The 18,680-nt window shown below is 39.1% G+C and carries 15 protein-coding genes and 5 pseudogenes; 18 read left to right on the forward strand and 2 right to left on the reverse strand.

Going from position 1 to position 18,680, the window contains the following annotated elements:
- Window positions 1–197 precede the first annotated feature (197 nt).
- From HGT73_RS00770 to HGT73_RS00850, 17 genes and pseudogenes are all read left to right on the forward strand, one after another.
- A pseudogene (locus tag HGT73_RS00770) lies at window positions 198–1,105 on the forward strand (IS5 family transposase).
- A gap of 413 nt (window positions 1,106–1,518) precedes the next feature.
- A complete protein-coding gene (gene rfbB, locus HGT73_RS00775) occupies window positions 1,519–2,601 on the forward strand; it encodes a dTDP-glucose 4,6-dehydratase (RefSeq protein WP_214211723.1) in 1,083 nt (360 codons plus the stop codon).
- Window positions 2,601–3,470 carry a glucose-1-phosphate thymidylyltransferase RfbA gene (gene rfbA / locus HGT73_RS00780; protein WP_214211725.1) on the forward strand — a complete coding sequence of 290 codons (870 nt, stop codon included), beginning with the start codon at window positions 2,601–2,603 and terminating at the stop codon, window positions 3,468–3,470. Before rfbB ends, rfbA begins: the two co-directional genes overlap by 1 nt.
- A gap of 184 nt (window positions 3,471–3,654) precedes the next feature.
- Window positions 3,655–3,744 (forward strand): annotated as a pseudogene (locus HGT73_RS00785) (transposase); the annotation flags it as partial.
- Between the two features lie 123 nt (window positions 3,745–3,867).
- Window positions 3,868–5,042, forward strand: a pseudogene (locus HGT73_RS00790) (IS3 family transposase).
- 52 nt (window positions 5,043–5,094) lie between these two features.
- A pseudogene (locus tag HGT73_RS00795) lies at window positions 5,095–5,891 on the forward strand (IS3 family transposase); the annotation flags it as partial.
- A 788-nt stretch (window positions 5,892–6,679) separates the two neighbouring features.
- A complete protein-coding gene (locus HGT73_RS00800; RefSeq protein ID WP_214211727.1) occupies window positions 6,680–7,006 on the forward strand; it encodes a hypothetical protein in 327 nt (108 codons plus the stop codon).
- Window position 7,007: 1 nt separating this feature from the next.
- Window positions 7,008–7,763, forward strand: coding sequence for a glycosyltransferase family 2 protein (locus HGT73_RS00805; protein ID WP_214211729.1), 756 nt, complete (start codon window positions 7,008–7,010; stop codon window positions 7,761–7,763).
- 2 nt (window positions 7,764–7,765) lie between these two features.
- Window positions 7,766–9,412 (forward strand): glycosyltransferase family 4 protein, encoded by a 1,647-nt coding sequence (locus HGT73_RS00810; RefSeq protein WP_214211731.1) that lies wholly within the window; start codon window positions 7,766–7,768, stop codon window positions 9,410–9,412.
- Entirely contained in the window at window positions 9,405–10,433 is a 1,029-nt protein-coding gene (locus tag HGT73_RS00815; RefSeq protein ID WP_214211733.1) for a WavE lipopolysaccharide synthesis family protein, read from the forward strand. The genes HGT73_RS00810 and HGT73_RS00815 overlap by 8 nt, the downstream gene beginning before the upstream one ends.
- Window positions 10,420–11,364 carry an NAD-dependent epimerase/dehydratase family protein gene (locus HGT73_RS00820; RefSeq protein ID WP_214211735.1) on the forward strand — a complete coding sequence of 315 codons (945 nt, stop codon included), beginning with the start codon at window positions 10,420–10,422 and terminating at the stop codon, window positions 11,362–11,364. Before HGT73_RS00815 ends, HGT73_RS00820 begins: the two co-directional genes overlap by 14 nt.
- 19 nt (window positions 11,365–11,383) lie before the next feature.
- Window positions 11,384–12,439, forward strand: a complete 1,056-nt coding sequence (locus HGT73_RS00825; RefSeq protein ID WP_214211737.1) for a WavE lipopolysaccharide synthesis family protein — start codon at window positions 11,384–11,386, stop codon at window positions 12,437–12,439.
- The gene (locus HGT73_RS00830; protein ID WP_214211738.1) at window positions 12,439–13,257 is read left to right on the forward strand and encodes an ABC transporter permease; all 819 of its coding nucleotides are present in this window, start codon (window positions 12,439–12,441) and stop codon (window positions 13,255–13,257) included. Before HGT73_RS00825 ends, HGT73_RS00830 begins: the two co-directional genes overlap by 1 nt.
- On the forward strand, window positions 13,254–13,979 hold the full coding sequence (locus HGT73_RS00835; RefSeq protein ID WP_214211740.1) for an ABC transporter ATP-binding protein: 726 nt from the start codon (window positions 13,254–13,256) through the stop codon (window positions 13,977–13,979). Before HGT73_RS00830 ends, HGT73_RS00835 begins: the two co-directional genes overlap by 4 nt.
- Before the next feature lie 12 nt (window positions 13,980–13,991).
- The gene (locus HGT73_RS00840) at window positions 13,992–14,633 is read left to right on the forward strand and encodes a PI-PLC domain-containing protein (RefSeq protein ID WP_214211742.1); all 642 of its coding nucleotides are present in this window, start codon (window positions 13,992–13,994) and stop codon (window positions 14,631–14,633) included.
- Window positions 14,623–15,258, forward strand: coding sequence for an HAD family hydrolase (locus tag HGT73_RS00845; protein ID WP_214211743.1), 636 nt, complete (start codon window positions 14,623–14,625; stop codon window positions 15,256–15,258). The genes HGT73_RS00840 and HGT73_RS00845 overlap by 11 nt, the downstream gene beginning before the upstream one ends.
- A gap of 4 nt (window positions 15,259–15,262) precedes the next feature.
- Complete coding sequence (locus HGT73_RS00850; protein WP_214211744.1) at window positions 15,263–16,324, forward strand: nuclear transport factor 2 family protein; 1,062 nt, start codon at window positions 15,263–15,265, stop codon at window positions 16,322–16,324.
- Between the two features lie 32 nt (window positions 16,325–16,356).
- Here the strand turns inward: HGT73_RS00850 and HGT73_RS00855 are convergent.
- Window positions 16,357–17,003: pseudogene (locus HGT73_RS00855) on the reverse strand (IS1 family transposase).
- A 153-nt stretch (window positions 17,004–17,156) separates the two neighbouring features.
- On the reverse strand, window positions 17,157–17,390 hold the full coding sequence (locus tag HGT73_RS00860) for a tail fiber assembly protein (RefSeq protein WP_214211746.1): 234 nt from the start codon (window positions 17,388–17,390) through the stop codon (window positions 17,157–17,159).
- A 132-nt stretch (window positions 17,391–17,522) separates the two neighbouring features.
- On the opposite strand from HGT73_RS00860, the gene HGT73_RS00865 reads away from it, so the two are divergent.
- Window positions 17,523–18,668 carry an acyltransferase family protein gene (locus HGT73_RS00865; protein WP_214211748.1) on the forward strand — a complete coding sequence of 382 codons (1,146 nt, stop codon included), beginning with the start codon at window positions 17,523–17,525 and terminating at the stop codon, window positions 18,666–18,668.
- Window positions 18,669–18,680 lie beyond the last annotated feature (12 nt).

Raw genomic sequence — 18,680 nt, forward strand, 5'->3', positions numbered from 1 at the left:
CACCGCTAGGCAGTCCAGGACGATGGTGAGAAAAAGAGACTCTTGAAAGGCTGTTTATGTATTTCACGTCGAAAGAGTTGTTGAGCAATAAGACTTTGTAGCCAGCCAGTAAGCAATAAATGGCTTTGTTGAGCAAATCGAGCTTTTGCTGAGTTGGAAGATCAGATCATGCATCCCCTGACAACACAGGCCGTACCGTGGCAAGCAGAAGTTCAAAATCACTAATAGGAAGGCCTGCAATAAAGTCCTCATCAACCGTGGTTCCCTCACTTTTTGGCTCGATGATGAGACGATTAAGTCGTGGTGTGACCATACAGCCACACCTTCAGCACGGGGAAGACCCCAGCGTTATTCTGATCTTGCCATCACCACCGCTCTGATGAGTAAACGCTTATTCCGGCCGAGCCTGCGGGCTGCACTGGATTTCATTAATTCTATTTTCGCCCTGATGAACGTTCCGTTGCCCGGATTACACTTGCGTTAGCAAACGGGCGAAGTCGGTCAATATCAGTTTCAAAACAGCTACCCGGAGCGAAATCGTGCATCTTGTGATTGATTCCACCGGCCTGAAGGTCTTCGGTGAAGGAGAGTGGAAAGTCAGGAAACACGGCAAAGAGCGGCGTCGGGCCTGGAATAAGTTGCATCTGGCCGTTGATGCGAAGACGCATGAAATTATCTGTGCAGACCTGTCGCTGAACAATGTCACGGGCTCGGAAGCCTTCCAGGGCCTTATCCGACAGACTTACAGAAAAATTAGGGCGGCGCTTACGACACCCGGTTGTGCCACGATAAACTTCGGCGTAAGCATATCAGCGCACTGATCTCTCCCCGTAAAGGAGCGGGTTACTGGCCCGGAGAGTACGTGGACTGAAACCGTGCAGTAGTAAATCAGCGTCTGAGCGGGAGCAATGTGCGGTGGAAACGGATAAGAGATTACAACCGTCGCTCGATAGCGGAAACGGCGATGTACAAGGTAAAACAGCTGTTTGGAGGTACACTGACACTGCGTGGTTATGATGGGTAAGTAGCGGAGGCTATGGCCATGGTGTGTGCACTGAACAAAATGACGAAGTCTGCTATGCCAGAAAGCGTCAGAATTGCCTAAAATCTGGCCAACTGCAGAGATGCTTATCCGAATACTGATTTATTTAACAGAGCCGCGATCGACTATTCGGCGCAGTTATTTAGACTGTTAGCACATGAAATTAATATGTTGACTTACTGATTTATAGAAAAATTAAGCTATCTAGTTAGATTAATTTGAGAAATATCCAAAAATTAATGTGCATAATTTCAGTTTAGTCTAAGAAATCTATATAATTCTACCCATAAAGCTTACTATTCGCATAGTGGCTTGAAGTTAATACTACATAGAAAGACTCTAAGTTACTGAGTTTAAATTAGATTAGTGCTGGGGGTCATAATTTTCACCCGTGATTTGGTAACGACAACCAAGGGCGGTAGCATGCATAAGATAGATTAATCGGTATCAACGACCATAAGTGAGAACATAGTTTAATGAAAGTGATTGTAACGGGAGGCGCAGGCTTTATTGGCTCAGCCGTAGTCAGACATATTATTGAGCAGACCGATGACTATGTGCTTGTATTGGATAGCTTAACTTATGCTGGCAACTTGACGTCTTTAAAAGATGTGTGTGATAACCCACGATTTAGCTTTACGCGCACAGATATCACCGATAAGCAGGCCGTGGTTGAGCAATTTACCAAGTTTCAGCCTGATATTGTGATGCACCTCGCAGCAGAAAGCCATGTAGACCGATCTATTGATGGACCCGCTGAATTTATTCAGACCAATATCATTGGAACTTTCACACTATTAGAAGCGGCTCGAGACTTTTACAATAAACTATCGGATGATAAGCAGGCACAATTCCGTTTCCACCATATATCTACTGATGAAGTGTATGGCGATTTAGAAGGAACAACAGACCTTTTTACCGAAGAAACACCTTATGCGCCAAGTAGTCCTTACTCTGCTTCAAAAGCCAGCAGTGATCACCTAGTTAGGGCATGGCATCGTACTTACGGTTTACCAGTGGTTATCACTAACTGTTCTAATAATTATGGTCCTTATCATTTCCCTGAGAAATTAATCCCGCTGACTATACTAAATGCTTTAGCAGGCAAAGCTTTACCCATTTATGGTAATGGGCAGCAAATACGGGATTGGTTATATGTTGAAGATCATGCACGTGCACTCTATTTAGTCGCAACGACTGCACAATTCGGTGAAACTTATAATATTGGTGGCAATAATGAGCGCAAGAATATTGAAGTTGTAGAAACTATTTGTAGTATTCTTGACAAGAGAATAATTAACAAACCTAACGATATCAAAAGCTTTTCAGAATTGATGTCGTTTGTAAAAGACAGGCCTGGTCACGATGCTCGTTATGCAATTGATGCGTCAAAAATAACGAAAGATTTAAATTGGCAACCTCAAGAAACGTTTGAAACAGGGATAGAAAAAACGGTGGATTGGTATTTAGCCAACAAAGACTGGTGGCAAAGTGTACTAGACGGTTCTTACACAGGTGAAAGTTTAGGCTTAGATTCGCAAAATGAGGGGAATCCATAATGAAAGGGATTGTTCTGGCAGGTGGGTCAGGAACTCGACTCTATCCGATTACACAGGGTGTATCTAAGCAATTGCTTCCTATTTACGATAAGCCAATGATTTTTTATCCAATCTCTGTATTAATGCTAGCAGGGATTAGAGACATTCTGATTATTTCAACACCTGATGATATGCCGAGTTTTCAACGCTTATTAGGTGATGGAAGTCGTTTTGGCGTTAGTTTTTCCTATGCTATTCAACCTTCTCCTGACGGTCTAGCACAAGCGTTTCTTATTGGTGAGAAATTCATTGGTAATGATACGTGTGCATTAGTGTTAGGAGATAATATTTATTTTGGCGAAAGTTTCGGTAAAAAATTAGAAAATGCTGCGAACTTAGAATCAGGGGCTCTAGTTTTTGGTTACCAGGTTCCAGACCCAGAGCGGTTTGGCGTAGTAGAATTTGACCAAAATTTCAAAGCCATCTCTTTAGAAGAAAAACCCACCTCACCAAAATCTCTTTGGGCGGTGACGGGACTCTATTTCTATGATAACCACGTTGTAGATATGGCGAAAGCAGTCAAACCATCTCCACGTGGTGAATTAGAAATAACAAGCTTAAATCAGATGTACCTAGAGAAAGATCAACTGCAAGTTGAGTTATTAGGGCGTGGGTTCGCTTGGCTTGACACAGGAACACACGATAGCTTAATGGAAGCTTCACAGTTCATTCATACAATTGAAAAACGCCAAGGTATGAAAGTTGCCTGCCTTGAGGAAATTGCCTTAAGGAAGGGCTGGCTTTCGAATGAACAAGTCGCCAAACAGGCCAAATATTTAAGCAAAACTGAGTATGGGCGCTACTTAGCACATTTATTGGCAGGCCATTAAATTACATCATGAAAATATTACTATTGGGTAAAATTGCTCAGTTTTGATGGGTACTATAGCGATTGTTACCTACCTTGTGTGTTATTGCTATATTTAATAGAAGCAGCACTATTTATTGTGGCGAATAGCCCAGGTATCGTAGACACTTTTTTGCTTCATAATGGAGGCCTAAAGAGGAGTGTTTATGTCAGTCAAAACGTTCACTGAATAGTTCAAAATTGAAGCTGTGAAACAGGTCACTGAGCAGGGGTACCCTGTATCTGAGGTTCCCTCTTGATTTGGTGTATCCACTAATAGTCTTTACGCCTGGTTTAAGCGCTACCATGTAGTGGTACAGTAAATTTGGCCACCTGAATAGAGGTGATATCATCACCTCACAGTAAAAATAGGTGACATTATGACCGGACGTAACAGACGCAATTTTAGCCCCGAGTTTCGCCTCAAAGCTGCCCAGCTTGTACTCGATCAGCATTACACCGTTGCTACCGCTGCTACGGCAATGAATGTCGGGAAATCCACAATGGACAAATGGGTTCGACAACTGAAAGAAGAGCGAGCGGGAAAATCACCCACTGCTTCACCCATGACACCTGAGCAGATTGAAATACGCGAGCTAAAGAAAAGACTTCAACGCGTTGAAATGGAAAGGGATATATTAAAAAAGGCTACCGCGCTCTTGATGTCAGACTCCCTGAACAATTCTCATTAGTTGAGAAGCTCAGGGCGCGGTTTCCTGTTGCCGTTGTGTGCAACGTGTTTGGGGTTCATCGCAGCAGTTATAAATACTGGCGGCAGCCCAAGAAGCCTGATGCCACGAGAGTGAAATTACTGAGCCTTGTGCGTGAAGTTTATCGCGAAAGTAACGGCTCAGCAGGAGCGCGAGGCATTGCCGCGATGGTCACCACCAAAGGTATAAAACTGAGCCGCTGGCGGGCAACAAAGCTAATGCAAGCGCTCAATATTATCAGCGGTCAGCAACCTGGCCATCGTTATAAGAAGGCGTCTAAGGAACACATTGAGATCCCTAATCATCTAGATCGCCAGTTTGCTGTTACCGAGCCTAATCAGGCCTGGTGCGGTGATGTGACTTATATCTGGACGGGAAAACGCTGGGCTTATCTGGCTGTAGTAATCGATTTGTTTTCCCGTAAACCGGTTGGCTGGGCGATGTCATTTTTCCCTGATTCAACACTGACAGGTAAAGCCCTCTCGATGGCCTGGGAAGTACGGGGAAAACCGGCTAATTTACTGTATCACTCGGATCAAGGCAGTCACTATACCAGCAGGAATTTCAGGCAGTGACTGTGGAGATATCAGATAAAGCAAAGTCTGAGTCGTCGGGGAAATTGCTGGGATAACAGCCCAATGGAACGGTTCTTCAGAAGTCTGAAAACAGAGTGGGTACCGGATAATGGCTACGCTAATTTTAGCCAAGCCAGCACGGCAATAATAAATTACATCACAGGATATTACAGCCAGCTCAGACCTCATCAATATAATGGTGGTTTGACGCCAAATGAATCAGAGCGATTGTTCTGGAAAAACTCTAAAGCCGTGGCCAGTTTTTGTTGACCACTACACCAGAAGCCCGAGCTGCAGCGTAAGTAGGACGATACACTTCAGCATGAAGTACGCCTTCATTAAAGAAATGTCGTCTTTTTATGCTGTACGCCGATTATTTCTGGTTCTTGCCCTCCATCACAGCGGTTATTACTAGTGGCTAAAGCGGCCCAAATCTTTGCGCACCCGGTAAGATGAACAGCTAACAGGCTTGATTAACTAACTGTGGCTTGAAAGAGGTACGGTTTACGGCTATCGAAAAGTCTGGCTCGATATGAAAGATCTAGGTGAGTGCTTCGGACCTAACATGATCGCGCGCCTGATGAGGCGCGCTGAACTAGCATCTCAGACTAGATACCGAAGATGCTTGCCGATTCAAATTACTTTGAACGCCAGTTCGTTGTCCCAACCGCAAATACGCATTAGGTGAGTGACATGACTTATATAAGGACGCATGAGTGTTGGCTATATCTGGCTGTTATTCTTGATCTCTTCTCAGGCAGGGTTATCGGTTGGAGCATGAGTGGACGAATGTCCGCTGTTTAGTAATGGATGCATTATTTATGGCGGTATGGCGATGTAAACCCACGTTGGAAGTATTAATCCATTCAGATCAGGGCTCTCAATATAAGAGCGAAAGATGTCTGAATTTTATGACAGCACACAATTTGAGAAGCAGCATGCGTCGTCGAGGTAATTGCCATGACAACGGCCGTGGCAGAAAGCTTTTTCCAGTTGCTAAAACGGGAACGCATCAAGAAACGGATCTACAAAAATAGGCAAGAGGTGAAGGCCGATATCATCGATTATGTCGAGATGTTTTATAATGTTAAACGCCGCCACAGTGTCTGTGAGGACTAACCCTGTAGTTTATGAGGCACGGAAGAGTCTAGGAAACTAAGGTTGATTCAATCTGATCCTCCAATTCAACAAGAGTTCGATTTATTCAATAAAGCTATAAATTCAAAAAATAAAAATCATGGTCAATATTCAATCGAAATTAGTGATTAAAAATTACCTGTGCAAGTTAGGATATCGACCACCAACACTTCATTATCATGGTCAGTAACTAGAGGTTTCACAACCGCTGAGCCGATAAAACATACACTATCAATAACTAAAATATTCATAAATATTAGTATGTTGTTGTACAGCCGATTCATCTCATGCCATATTAAACTGACGTCAATAATTTATCATCATGGCGGGTTAATACAACTCTCAACAGTTAAAAAATCAAAAGCATAGAAAAAAGCAAGAATTTTTAACAAAAATAATGTTAGTGAATGCATTAATAGATTACATATAACAACTTTGTTTATTTAATTAACAATTCTACACTATGAACCAATTTTTTATGCAGAAGAACACCACATAATCCCTCTGTCATATTCCTAATAAAAGTCCTCCCGTGTTAGAATTGTATTGTTTCAGGGCAGGCATGGCATGGGTTGTATTTTTTACCGGGAAAAGTAAAAATATCAAAAACTTAAGTTTTTTAAACCACACTAGTAATGTTTTGATGAGGACTTTAGTTACTACAGCTAAGGGCGGTAGCCTGCTGATTTTCATGATCTTTTTCTGTGTACTCGACCTATCTTAGTTGAGAAATTACTGCTTAATTGATTGGTATTTTTAGGGTTAATCTTATGGAAATTAAAAAGGTAAATCAGTTTATCCGTGGGTGGTTTGTTGGCGGTTTTGAGCCTACTCTTTACAAAACAACTGATGTTGAAGTTGCTGTTCAGCACTTCAAATCCGGTGATAAAGAAGCCAGTCATTGCCATAAAATCGCCACAGAGATCACTGTGATTGTCAGTGGTCGAGCTTTAATGAACGGTAATCTCATCAGTGCGGGAGAAGTTGTTAAAATCTCACCGGGTGAGTACACAGATTTCGAAGCACTCGAAGACACTGTGACAACAGTCGTAAAAGTTCCCGGCGTATTAAATGATAAATATCTGAAGGCAGAATAAAATGTTAAATATCGTTGTTCCTATGGCTGGTCGAGGTAGTCGATTCTCTAGAGAAGGTTATACTGATCCAAAGCCTTTGATCCCCCTTAACGACAAACGCATGATAGAAGTAGTTATTAATAACCTTAAACCCAATCAGCCTCATAAATTTATTTTTATCTGCCAGCAGGATCATATCGAAAAATACGATTTATCAACAAAGCTCAATGAATGGGCACCAGGGTGTAAAATTGTTTGTATCGATGGTATTACTGATGGGGCCGCCTGCACTGTGTTGTGTGCAAAAAAATTCATTGATAATGATCAGCCGTTGATGATTGCCAATTCTGACCAGTGGATCGATATCGATATTAACGATTATCTGAAATATATGGGTGATGAAAATCTGTCAGGTCTGATTATGACTATGTCAGCTAACGATCCTAAATGGTCTTACGCTGAGTTAAACAGTGGCGACAGAGTTATTCGCGTTGTCGAAAAGGAAGTGGTATCGGAAGAAGCTACGGTAGGTATTTACAATTTCAAACATGGCGCTGACTTTTGCCGTAACGCTAATAAAATGATTGAACTGAATGAGCGTACTAACGGTGAATTTTATGTAGCTCCTGTATACACCTGGATGTATCGTGAAGAAGATGCAGACATTGGTGTCTATAACATTGGAGCTGAAGCAGATGGAATGTATGGTTTAGGTATCCCTTCTGATTTGAAATTATTTTTATCACTGGATATTTCAAAGAAAGCGTTGGACTTTTAAGTATGACAAATGCCAAGAAAAAGATATGTCTCATTGGTCATGAGTGTGGCTATTACAAAGGACAAGGTGGTATTGCTACTTACATAGAACATACTGCTAAAGGTTTTAGTAAGTTAGGATACGAAGTCCATACCATTTTTTTGCATGGCAGCGATCTTGATGATCCAGCGATCAAATGTTGGAAAATTAATGATAATTTCAGCATTTTCAAAAATTCTAAAGCAGTGGATGAGGTCCTCTCACAGATAAAACCTGACTTTGTTGAAGTCACCGATTTCATCGGTCTAGCGAGTTACACACTTGCAAAGCGCGCGATCGAGGGACTGGATTATTCATGTCGTTTTATCACGAATAATCATACAGGCATCCGTGAGGTTTGGGAGTGGGGTACAGCACTTGATTTTATGGAGTGTGCACCACCATGGATGATTGAGATGTATCAGTATGAGAGAGCACAATCAATTCTGAGTGATGCTAATTTTTCAACATCTCATTTTCTTGCCAATTATCTCAGCGCCTTACACGAAACTAACGTTCATACATGTCCATCTTATTATCCGCTAGAAGAACGAGCTATTCCACCTGTTAGGGATAATAATAATGGTACTATTCAGATTCTTTCTCTGGGGCGGTTTGAACTCAGAAAAAAACAGGAACTGCTTATACTTGCGGCCTGTGAATTAATGGTCGAGGGTTATGACCTGCATGTTACATTAATCGGCAACAGCGGAGATGATTTTTATGATCGCAGAGATTATATGGACACATGCTATGGACTTATTCCCCTAGAACTAAAAAAGAACTTTAGTTTTTATGATTTTATTCCCTATAAGGAATTACAAAAGCAATATAAAAACTATGATCTGTTCGTCATTCCATCTCCTTATGAGAACTTCCCTAACACTGCGCTTGAGGCCATTAACTATGGTTTAATTGTGGCAGGAAGTAAAACTAGCGGCATCAAAGATATGAGCGGATCAGCTGCTAATAAACTCTGTTTTGAGAAAAACTCTGCCGATTCTATCAAGCATATGCTGACAAGTTTTAGTAGTATGAGCCGTGACGAAAAAGAAGAAATCAGAAAAGTTCAAAGTGAATCACTAAAAGCCCTAGTCAGTTTTGAAGTTGCTATTGTCAATAGGGTTAGCAAGTACGAGAATATTGAAATTAAATCCCGCACTGTCCAACCACTCCGCGAAAAATGTCTCTACGTTACTATGAGAGATGATGCACGTCTCGAATACATGCTGTTAGGTGATAAGAAAATTCATATTGATAGCAATGAGGCTTATCAACTAGTGAATGCAGCAGAATATATGATTATTTTGCCTTCTGATAATTTTAAAGATACAATTCTAGAAAAAAATTATTTTCCTGAAAAAAATATTATTTCTGCATTTTCTTATCATCATCCTTATGGGACCATTCTGGATATCAATAAATCTAGAAAAGCATTCTCACAAATAACTATCAACGTCGCTGATGTTTTTATCAGTAAACATGTCAAAACGTCCAGATTAATTGCAGAAATACTTTTCTCCTGCAAAGATGTCGTCTTCTTCAGAGAGGACTCATCGAGGGTAGAAAAAGGCATTGGAATTGACTTAATGTATGAACTTGACCTGTTGAGATATAAATATAATGGTTAATAATATTTCTGTGATTATCCATGGTCCTCTTGAAGAGGATTTTTTAGAAAAAAACTTAAATGCAATTTACAGACAACTTAAAAATGCGAAAGTAATCATTTCAACATATAAAAAAGATGCAGAAAAAGTTAATATTCTTCTAAAAAAAACAAAAAATTATACATGTGAAAATATTGAGGTATTAAGTTGCGATGATGTTTTTAACCCTGGTTTTTTTAATATAAATCGTCAGATCAATCTGGTTAATGCTGCACTTGATGCTATAGATAAAGAATCATTTATTATTAAAGTAAGGATGGATCAGACGATTAACTTTACGTTATTGATGAAATTGGTAAATGTTTTTTCTTCGGACATTAAGGGTAAGTTAATTACGACTAACTGTTATACCCGGGCAGATCGCTGGTATCATCCATCAGATATGTTACTAGCAGGTGACTACAAGATATTAAGAGATTATTATCCTGTTGAATTCTTCAGAGAAACGCACATGGATAATATTCTTCTGATCAGAGAATTAGTTAAAAGTAACCATGTGAAAGATTTCCATAGTTACTGGCCAGAGTCTCGACTTTTTACGAATTTTGTAAAAAAGAGAGGAGATATCATTAAAGAGTCCGCAGAAGATAGTCTTGAAAAACTAAAAACACACGTTTTCGTAATAAATAGCTGGGACATTTCTCTGAAATGGAAGAAATTCCTGAAAGGGTGGATCCCTGTCCTGCCATATACTTTTAAAATGGCTCCTTTCAGAGATGGTCCTGAAGAAGATGCTTATAATTTCAAAGCAAGCGATCTGAATAGAGTCCCCTCGAAAAATAAAGAAAGTATGTTTATCAGAATTTCAAAAATTTATTTTAAAACGGGAATGTATCACTTTAATCCGCTCTTCTTTAGCTATCGAAAATTTCTACTGAGAGTCGGACGAAAAGCATTTGATATTTCTTTAAAGTTCATCCCACCTATTTTTCATCGCACTCTCGTTACAATAGGTCGAAAATTTTATTATGCTATCAAGTAATATTTATATCGTTGGTTGGCGTGGTTACATTGGCCAGTCTCTGTTGAGTTATTTGAGCAGGACTGGTTTTAAGAAGCAGGTATTTCTTTATAGTCGTAACAATGAAGCTAACGACCTTACTCCTGACTTTATTGATGCTATGCTATGTCAGCATGAGGATTTCGTTAGTAAGATAGTTCACGATATCAACCCTGTTGTCTATTATCTTGCTAACTACCTCTCCCCAGCCGAATCGCAGAGTCATGCTTTTGAGAGTGTTAACTCTAATCTCTTACCATTTATCCGCTTTATTGAAGATATAAAATTAGTAGCTAGTAACGTTACGTTTATTTTCGCTTCATCGGGTGGTACGATTTATGGAGATATGGGAGGTGAGAAATGTCGTGAAGATCACATTCTTTCGCCAAAAACTATTTATGCTGCCAATAAACTTGCTCAGGAATCTTACCTTCAGGTTTATAGGTGTAACTACGGGTTGAATTATCGGGTATTACGAATTGCTAACCCTTATGGACCCGGGCAGGTTTTCAAAGGTGGGCAGGGGCTTATTCCTGCAATCATGGACTCATATACGAATAAGGCTCCAGTAAAAATCTATGGAGACGGTTCGGCTTCACGTGATTACATTTATATTGATGATCTTCATGATTGCTTTATAAAATCTGCTTCTTATCAAGGTGATATAAGAATCTTTAATGTTGGTTCTAATTCGAAATATTCTATTTTGGATATTATCGAGAGCTTTAATCGGCATGGTATTATTTTCGATACTGTTAAAGTGAAAAGTGATATATCAGTTGTTAATTCTATATCCTTAGATATTACACGAGCTAAAAGAGAGTTTAATTGGTCCCCTCAAACAAGTTTTGATAATGGTTTAAAAAAATATATTGAATGGTATAAATTAACCTCACAACAAATTAAGCTATGAAAAATAAGTAATATGTACAATGCATCTTGATAATTTAATCTCACAGAGTGAAGTTTCCATCGTCATTCAGGGGGGGATTCTAAATTCCTCAGGCGAATTAGATAATGACTTCATTTTCAATCTCGACTTGATATTAAAAAACTTCCCCCAATCCGAAATTATTGTGTCAACATGGAAGACCGATGATGTTACTCAAAATAAACTCATAATTTCCTACCCGGGTATCTTATTTTTGTTTAATGAGGATGTAGGTTCGATATCTGAGAATATTGATGGTGTGAATGTTGTCAGTAATGTCAATCGAATGCTGGTATCAAGTCTTAATGGCTTAAGATTCGCCTCAAAAAAATATTCAATAAAAATCAGGACAGACTCATACTTATATAACGATAATATTCTTTCGTGCATGAGTGATTATTTTCTAAAAAATAAATTCTTATCAGTTGAGAATATTTTACGGCAAGAGGAATATACGGTTTTTAGTCGACATTTAATTAACTGTAACTTATTCGCCCGTAATCCCTACAGCCATCTTCCTTTTCTTTATCATCCTGGTGATATTATGGTGGCAGGTTTGACGCAGGATGTTTTGAATTTCTTTGACATTCCACTAGCTGAAGAAAGTATTTTTAAACATTGCAGAAGCATGATGAATGCATGTTATATGCGTTTTGTACCAGAACAATATGTTTGGATAAAAAATCTTGAAAGATCAATACATGGTTTCAAATTTCCGGGTAATTTTTCAAGAAATGCTGTTGAGGTGGAACGCTCTGAAAAAATGTATCTTAATAATTTTCTACCTTTAGATTCAGCACGACTGGGATTTGTTTGGCGTAAACATAAGGAGGTCTACTTCAATAAAGGATGGTCCAGTCTTTATCAACCATTCGACTGGATTTATTTGTATTCTAGATACATCAGAAAACAGAAATATTTTCGTCCATTAATCTGGAGTTTAAGATTTATTCAAATAATGCTGATGAAAATTTATTTCTTTATCAGGACACAACTGCTTAAGTTGCCTTGTGTGCGTAAAATTGCGTATCGTTTATTTGTAAAGAGAGGAAATTGATGAAAGGTTTTATATCCACTCCGCAAAGTAGAACGACTTTAGCGGAAGTATTAAAATCCAGGAATTTGATAAAGGAGTTTATTCTAAGAGATTTCAATGTTCGCTATAAACAGACAAGCTTAGGCATCTTGTGGGCAATTATCAATCCTGGTGTAAATATACTCCTTTACTTGTTCGTGTTTGGATTGCTGGTGAAAGTCCCAACACCAGAATATAATGCATCTTATGCAGCGGTTTTAATTTCTGGTATCCTTTTTTGGAATCTTTTTGCTACCAGTATGATGGCTGCAAGTGATGCAGTAATCAATAATATGCATCTTTTGACAAAGGTCTACTTTCCCAGAATCTCGTTATGTATTGCTAGTGTTTTTGTAGCGTTTATTGATTTCATTATCGCTTTTTTTGTTTTTATACCCCTCGCGATTTTCTATGGCGTACACTTCGACTTCTCACACCTGATTTTCCTTATCCCCTGCATAATTATTACGCTTATGTTCGGATGCGGTGTAGGTTGTTTCATGGCAATATTGAAATTACGTTTTCGTGATTTACGACATGTTCTACCATTAGCAACACAGGCCCTGTTTTTTGCTTCTCCTGTTGTTTATACGCTCACAATAGTGCCGAAAGAATTTCATCAATATTACTCTTTCAATCCGATGACAGGCATCGTTGCGCTCTCCCGCTGGGCATTACTGGGTGGTAGTAGCATCGATATTACTACACTAGTATATAGTTTTATCACTGCCATTGTTTTAGTCATCTTTGGTGTGTACTACTTTATCAAAAATGATAGATTAATTGCGGATTACGAATGATTACCTTTGAATCTGTTACACGCGAATTTAGTGTTGGAAACTATCAGCATACCACTCTTAAAGAGCTTTTTTCATTTAGTAAAAAACCTCCACAATCAGGAAAAATTTACCGGGCTGTTGATGATGTCTCTTTTTCAATTGCACCAGGACAAGCCGTGGGTGTCCTAGGGAGAAATGGAGCTGGTAAGTCAACTCTACTAAAGCTATTGACCCGAATCATTGCCCCTAGCTCCGGTAAAATAACAGTCGAAGGTTCAATATCCTGTTTACTTGAAGTCGGCGCAGGCTTTCATCATGAGCTATCAGGTTATGAAAATATCTTTCTGAGCGGTTCAATATTAGGTATGAGCCGCAAAGAAATTGAAACTAAAATTGAAAGTATTATTGATTTTGCTGAGGTACGAGATTTCATTTATGAGCCGGTGAAATATTATTCATCTGGTATGTATGTCAGACTTGCTTTTTCAATTGGCGTACATCTTGACTCTGAAGTTCTTGTCATCGATGAAGCATTAGCTGTAGGCGATGCAAACTTTCAGTCGAAGTGTTTAAATAAAATAAATGAAGTTAAAAAAAGCGGGAAAACTATTTTTTTTGTAAGTCATAATGTTCATCAGGTAGAGAATATCTGTGATGCATGTCTCGTTATGGAAAAGGGGAAGCTTATTTATCAGGGTGAAACTGCTCAGGCTGTAGAAATCTATAATCAACTAATTAAGTAAAGAAGGTTAAAAATGATAGTTATTTCTCATCGTGGCTACTGGAAGTCTTTACAAGAAAAAAATACTGAAGCAGCTTTTATCCGTTCATTTCAGCTCGATCTTGGGACTGAGACTGACTTACGTGACTTCAATGGCGAAATCGTTATCAGTCATGATATTCCTGATGCATCATGTATCTCATTCCATCACATGCTGGAACTGTATAAAACACATACCAGTAACAATCCACCTTTAGCACTTAATGTTAAAGCTGATGGTCTACAAGATGAAGTCAAAAGCATTCTTGAAAAAATGAACATCACAAATTATTTCTTCTTTGATATGGCATTGCCTGATTCTCTTACTTATAATAAGCGCAACTTAAATGCTTTTGTCAGATACAGTGAATATGAAAGCCTTAATGCACTTTATGATGTTTCTAAAGGTGTCTGGTTAGACGGGTTTGAAAAAGATTTGGTTGAAGAGGATCTGTTACAAAAGATAATCTCCGACGGAAAAAAAGTTTGTATCGTTTCTCCTGAACTACATAAAAGGAACCATATTGTAAGTTGGGAAAAATATAGAAAATTCGATGATAAATTGCTTTCCTCATCTGATTTAATCATTTGTACCGATTATCCTGAAGAATGTATGGAGTTTTTTAATGGCTACTAATATTAAAGCTGTTATTTTCGATATGGATGGTGTCCTTATCGATGCGAAAGATTGGCATTATGAAGCATTGAATACTGCTCTGGATCTGTTCGGGTTGACGATCTCTCGCCAGGAACACCTAACTACTTATGATGGACTACCAACCAAAGACAAGCTCATCATGTTAAGTAAAGATAAAGGCTTATCAACTACTCTTCATGGCTTCATTAATGAAATGAAGCAGCAATACACCATGGAGATTGTTAACAACAAATGTAAGCCTATGTTCCATCACGAATATGCCCTTTCCATGCTAAAAAAAGATGGCTATAAAATGGCCATCGCTTCTAATTCAATTAAACATTCAATCGAAGTAATGATGGAACGTGCACACCTTGCGCAGTATCTGGAATTTTACGTTTCTAACCAGGATGTTGTGAAAGGTAAGCCCGATCCGGAAATGTACAATAAAGCTATTTCAATGCTGGGATTAACACCTGCAGACTGCGTCATTGTCGAGGACAATGAAAATGGAATCAAAGCGGCCAGAGCAAGTGGAGCACATGTATTAGAAGTTGAAACCGTTAATGACGTTAATTACACGAACATAAAACGATTTATCTCATTGGTAGAGAGCGAGGTTTGATGACATGTTAAATATTATTATTCCAATGAGTGGAGCCAGCCTTTATGAAACCAGTGCTGATTTCATCTACCCAAAAATTCTTACGGAAGTTAATAATCGCACTCTACTGGAATATTCTCAGGATATATTTTCTACGTTAACCGAAGAATATAAAAGTCTTTTTGTTGTTCCTACGGATAAGCTATCTAAGCTGGGACTGGGTAACATCATTGAGCTGATCTCACCTCAGGCAGTTATCATTCCGTTGCACGGTATGACGAAGGGTGCTGTTTGTAGCAGCATGATGGCCATCGACGAAATAAATCTTGATGATGAGTTGATTATCTCTTCTGCCGATCATTACATCAATGATGACTTGCAAGAGGTTCTGGAGCATTTTAGAAGTGTGGAGGCTGATGCGGGTGTCCTCACCTTTGAATCAGTCCATCCAAAATGGTCTTTTGTTAAAACGAATGAAGAAGGCTTAGTCATTCAGACTGCAGAAAAAAATGCGATCAGTCGCAACGCCGTTGCAGGGCTTTATTATTTCAAACGAGGCTCTGATTTCATCGAGGCCGCTAAAGAACTTATCCGTAAAGATAACTCGATTGATAATAATTTCTATCTCTCTTCTTCATTAAATGAATTGGTGCTGAAGGGTAAAAAGATAGTAATGTGCCCACTGGGCGATTCTGTATATCACAACTTCTATGATGCACATGCTGTTAAAGCATTTGAATCATGTCACGCTAATCAGTTACCACCCGTTAAAAAATTAACGGAAAAATATATCGCAGCTTTCAATTCCCGTTCTTTACATGAAGTGGTCGAAATGTTTGACCATAATGCTACGCTGACCGATCCTGGCAATCACAAAATAGGTCGGGAAAATATTCGTAGTATGTTACTACAACTTTTCAACGATACTAAGATACTCGAATTTAAAGCTCTCTCTGTGCTGGCTGAGCAAAACAGATCCGTCATTGAATTTGAGCTTAAGCTTGATGATAAATTGCTGCGTGGTATTGATCTGATTGACTGGAATAATAAAGGCCATATTATAAAAATTAATGCTTACTTGTATTAGTTTACCAATAGGTATGCATGGTAATGAACCAATTAGTAGAACATGAGTTTTTCAATGAAGGCCCCGATGACCTTTTCATGTAGCTCAATTGTGCGTGAGAAGCAGATTATTTTCCGGCTAAATGCTTAATACGGATCCTTAGCGTCAGGTTGTTAAGCTCAATATGCTGAATGAGTATTTTGCCTGTCGGAGGCTTTGGAACTTCTCGGGCATAACTTTCCCAGTCATCGCTTGTTATCATACCGATAGTAAACGGAGTGAGCTGGGTAAGTCGTTTACGACAGTTATCATCCATCCGTTATCCAAACGTATAAGCCAGCGTTGCCGGGCTTTACTGCCGACAAAGCTCCATTGCTAATCAAGTTCGCAAATAAGCAAAACCTCTGCATGAGCGACCGGAGAGTAAGTCATTCGCCTAGGACGGGTTTTTAAAGTGCGAATGACAGTGTTAATGCCAATTTTGAGCGTTCTTGCAGTATCCCGGACACCGACACCTTTGAATGACATTTCGTTACTTTATTCTTTGACGCCGGGCTTGTGGACTTCATAAGCATAGGTGAGCAGAAATACCGGTAGCACTCACGACAGTGAAATCGGTCACGGCCTTTAGGGTTCTCTCAATGACGGTAAAACTGAGCAGGCTTAAAACGTGGAGACAATGAACGGTAGAGTTGGCTATGATGAAACCTCAAAGCGGTCATTATACATCAATTCAACTAATTTTATGTATTATCTATTTTAGTAATAGCATTTGCATACATATTGCACTGGGTAGTCGAGTTGCCATTTATTTAAATCGGAAAAAAGTCACACGGAAAGGCTATGCATTAAATTAATATTCTGGTTCACCGGGCCACGTTACAGTGCTTGAAATATCAGTATCTATCCGGCTTGGCAAAACGGGGCACTTCTTACATAATGTAAGCCCTGCAATTTCATCATCGGTCGCCATCCCAATATCCACTGCACCCTGAAGAGAGCTTATACGCGGACCGGCTTCTTTCAATAGCGTGGGTTTCAGAGTAATCACTACCACAGAACGAATATCAATACCTAACATAACCATATGTCAGTTTTTTGGTGTTTATTTTTAAGATTGGTCTGAATATGTTTCATTAATCCAGTTAACGGTTTTATGGAGATGCCCTAAACAGAACTTGCGATGCAAGGACACTTGACCATATTCTTTGGATCCTAGATGAACAACTACCGCATAAATCTTGATATTGAGATGCTACGTGGCGTAGCCATTGTCATGGTACTTTTTCAGCACTACCCTTCCCTTTATTTTTGGAGCGATCACTCTTTTTTCAGCTGGATTTCTCAGTATTTTACCTTCTGGACAGGTGTTGATTTGTTCTTTTGCATATCGGGCTTTGTGGTGGGAAAGACTCTAATAAACAAGCTTGATGAAAGTATGTCAATAAAATGTCAGAGAAATATAGTGATTAAAGACTTCTTCATAAAAAGGGCTTTTCGTCTCCTGCCAACCTCAATATTTTGGGCGGTGGTTGTGGTCCTACTTTCGAAACATTTTAATAACTCAGGAGCTTTTGGTATATATCATGAAAACCTAAAACAGGCCCTTTCTGTTATAACCTATAATTACAATTGGTATGTGAAAACGGTCAATGAAGCTGAAATTCCGGCAACCTTCGCGCCTTTTTGGTCTCTGAATCTAGAGGAGCAGTTCTATTTTGTATTTCCCCTCTTCCTAATTATATGTCCTCGGCGGTTTAGGATTGCACTTCTTTTAACAACTTGCGCTGTTCTTTTCTTTATAAAAAGACAAGGCTTCTTATCTTTTAATTTTCGTATTGACGCAATTTCATATGGAGTCATCTTGGCTATCCTATCATCTCGTGAAGAATACTCAAGGCTAAGAGACTCGATCAGATCTAAAGTTAGATCTCCCGTTATCATAACGATTACGTGTGTGGCATTGCTAATTGTCATCCCCAAAGTATTATGGAACACATCCATAATGGTTGGTGTCATTGCCTTTATATGCTTTTTTATGATTTACATGGCATCAATTAATTCAGGCGAAATCAACCATCCAAACGTTATAAGGAAGCCAATGATTTACATTGGCAACAGGTCATATGGTATTTATGTGATACATATGCCTTCGATATTTATAACACAGGAAATTTTCGCTCGTCACTTTGCTTCACAAGGTGTGAACCCACATGGCGGGCTATTAATAGATTTCGCGATTACCATTGTTAGCATCGCCATAACATGGACTCTTGTAGAGTTTAATTACAGAATAATTGAAACTCCATGCAGAAAGATTGGCGCTTCAATCGTTGCTCGACGAAAGATTATATGTGCTTGTTGAATCGACCCTAAA

The sequence above is a fragment of the Rosenbergiella australiborealis genome, from assembly GCF_018494035.1.
Taxonomy (GTDB): domain Bacteria; phylum Pseudomonadota; class Gammaproteobacteria; order Enterobacterales; family Enterobacteriaceae; genus Rosenbergiella; species Rosenbergiella australiborealis.

What these genes read in the sequence shown, in the direction of transcription:
- HGT73_RS00800 (WP_214211727.1), top strand. Translation starts at nt 6,680, where the DNA reads ATGGAAATTAAAAAGGTAAATCAGTTTATCCGTGGGTGGTTTGTTGGC.
- rfbA (WP_214211725.1), top strand. Translation starts at nt 2,601, where the DNA reads ATGAAAGGGATTGTTCTGGCAGGTGGGTCAGGAACTCGACTCTATCCG.
- HGT73_RS00835 (WP_214211740.1), top strand. Translation starts at nt 13,254, where the DNA reads ATGATTACCTTTGAATCTGTTACACGCGAATTTAGTGTTGGAAACTAT.
- HGT73_RS00840 (WP_214211742.1), top strand. Translation starts at nt 13,992, where the DNA reads ATGATAGTTATTTCTCATCGTGGCTACTGGAAGTCTTTACAAGAAAAA.
- HGT73_RS00850 (WP_214211744.1), top strand. Translation starts at nt 15,263, where the DNA reads ATGTTAAATATTATTATTCCAATGAGTGGAGCCAGCCTTTATGAAACC.
- HGT73_RS00820 (WP_214211735.1), top strand. Translation starts at nt 10,420, where the DNA reads ATGCTATCAAGTAATATTTATATCGTTGGTTGGCGTGGTTACATTGGC.
- HGT73_RS00845 (WP_214211743.1), top strand. Translation starts at nt 14,623, where the DNA reads ATGGCTACTAATATTAAAGCTGTTATTTTCGATATGGATGGTGTCCTT.
- HGT73_RS00830 (WP_214211738.1), top strand. Translation starts at nt 12,439, where the DNA reads ATGAAAGGTTTTATATCCACTCCGCAAAGTAGAACGACTTTAGCGGAA.
- HGT73_RS00825 (WP_214211737.1), top strand. Translation starts at nt 11,384, where the DNA reads ATGCATCTTGATAATTTAATCTCACAGAGTGAAGTTTCCATCGTCATT.
- HGT73_RS00805 (WP_214211729.1), top strand. Translation starts at nt 7,008, where the DNA reads ATGTTAAATATCGTTGTTCCTATGGCTGGTCGAGGTAGTCGATTCTCT.
- HGT73_RS00865 (WP_214211748.1), top strand. Translation starts at nt 17,523, where the DNA reads ATGAACAACTACCGCATAAATCTTGATATTGAGATGCTACGTGGCGTA.
- HGT73_RS00815 (WP_214211733.1), top strand. Translation starts at nt 9,405, where the DNA reads ATGGTTAATAATATTTCTGTGATTATCCATGGTCCTCTTGAAGAGGAT.
- rfbB (WP_214211723.1), top strand. Translation starts at nt 1,519, where the DNA reads ATGAAAGTGATTGTAACGGGAGGCGCAGGCTTTATTGGCTCAGCCGTA.
- HGT73_RS00860 (WP_214211746.1), bottom strand. Translation starts at nt 17,390, where the DNA reads ATGGTTATGTTAGGTATTGATATTCGTTCTGTGGTAGTGATTACTCTG.
- HGT73_RS00810 (WP_214211731.1), top strand. Translation starts at nt 7,766, where the DNA reads ATGACAAATGCCAAGAAAAAGATATGTCTCATTGGTCATGAGTGTGGC.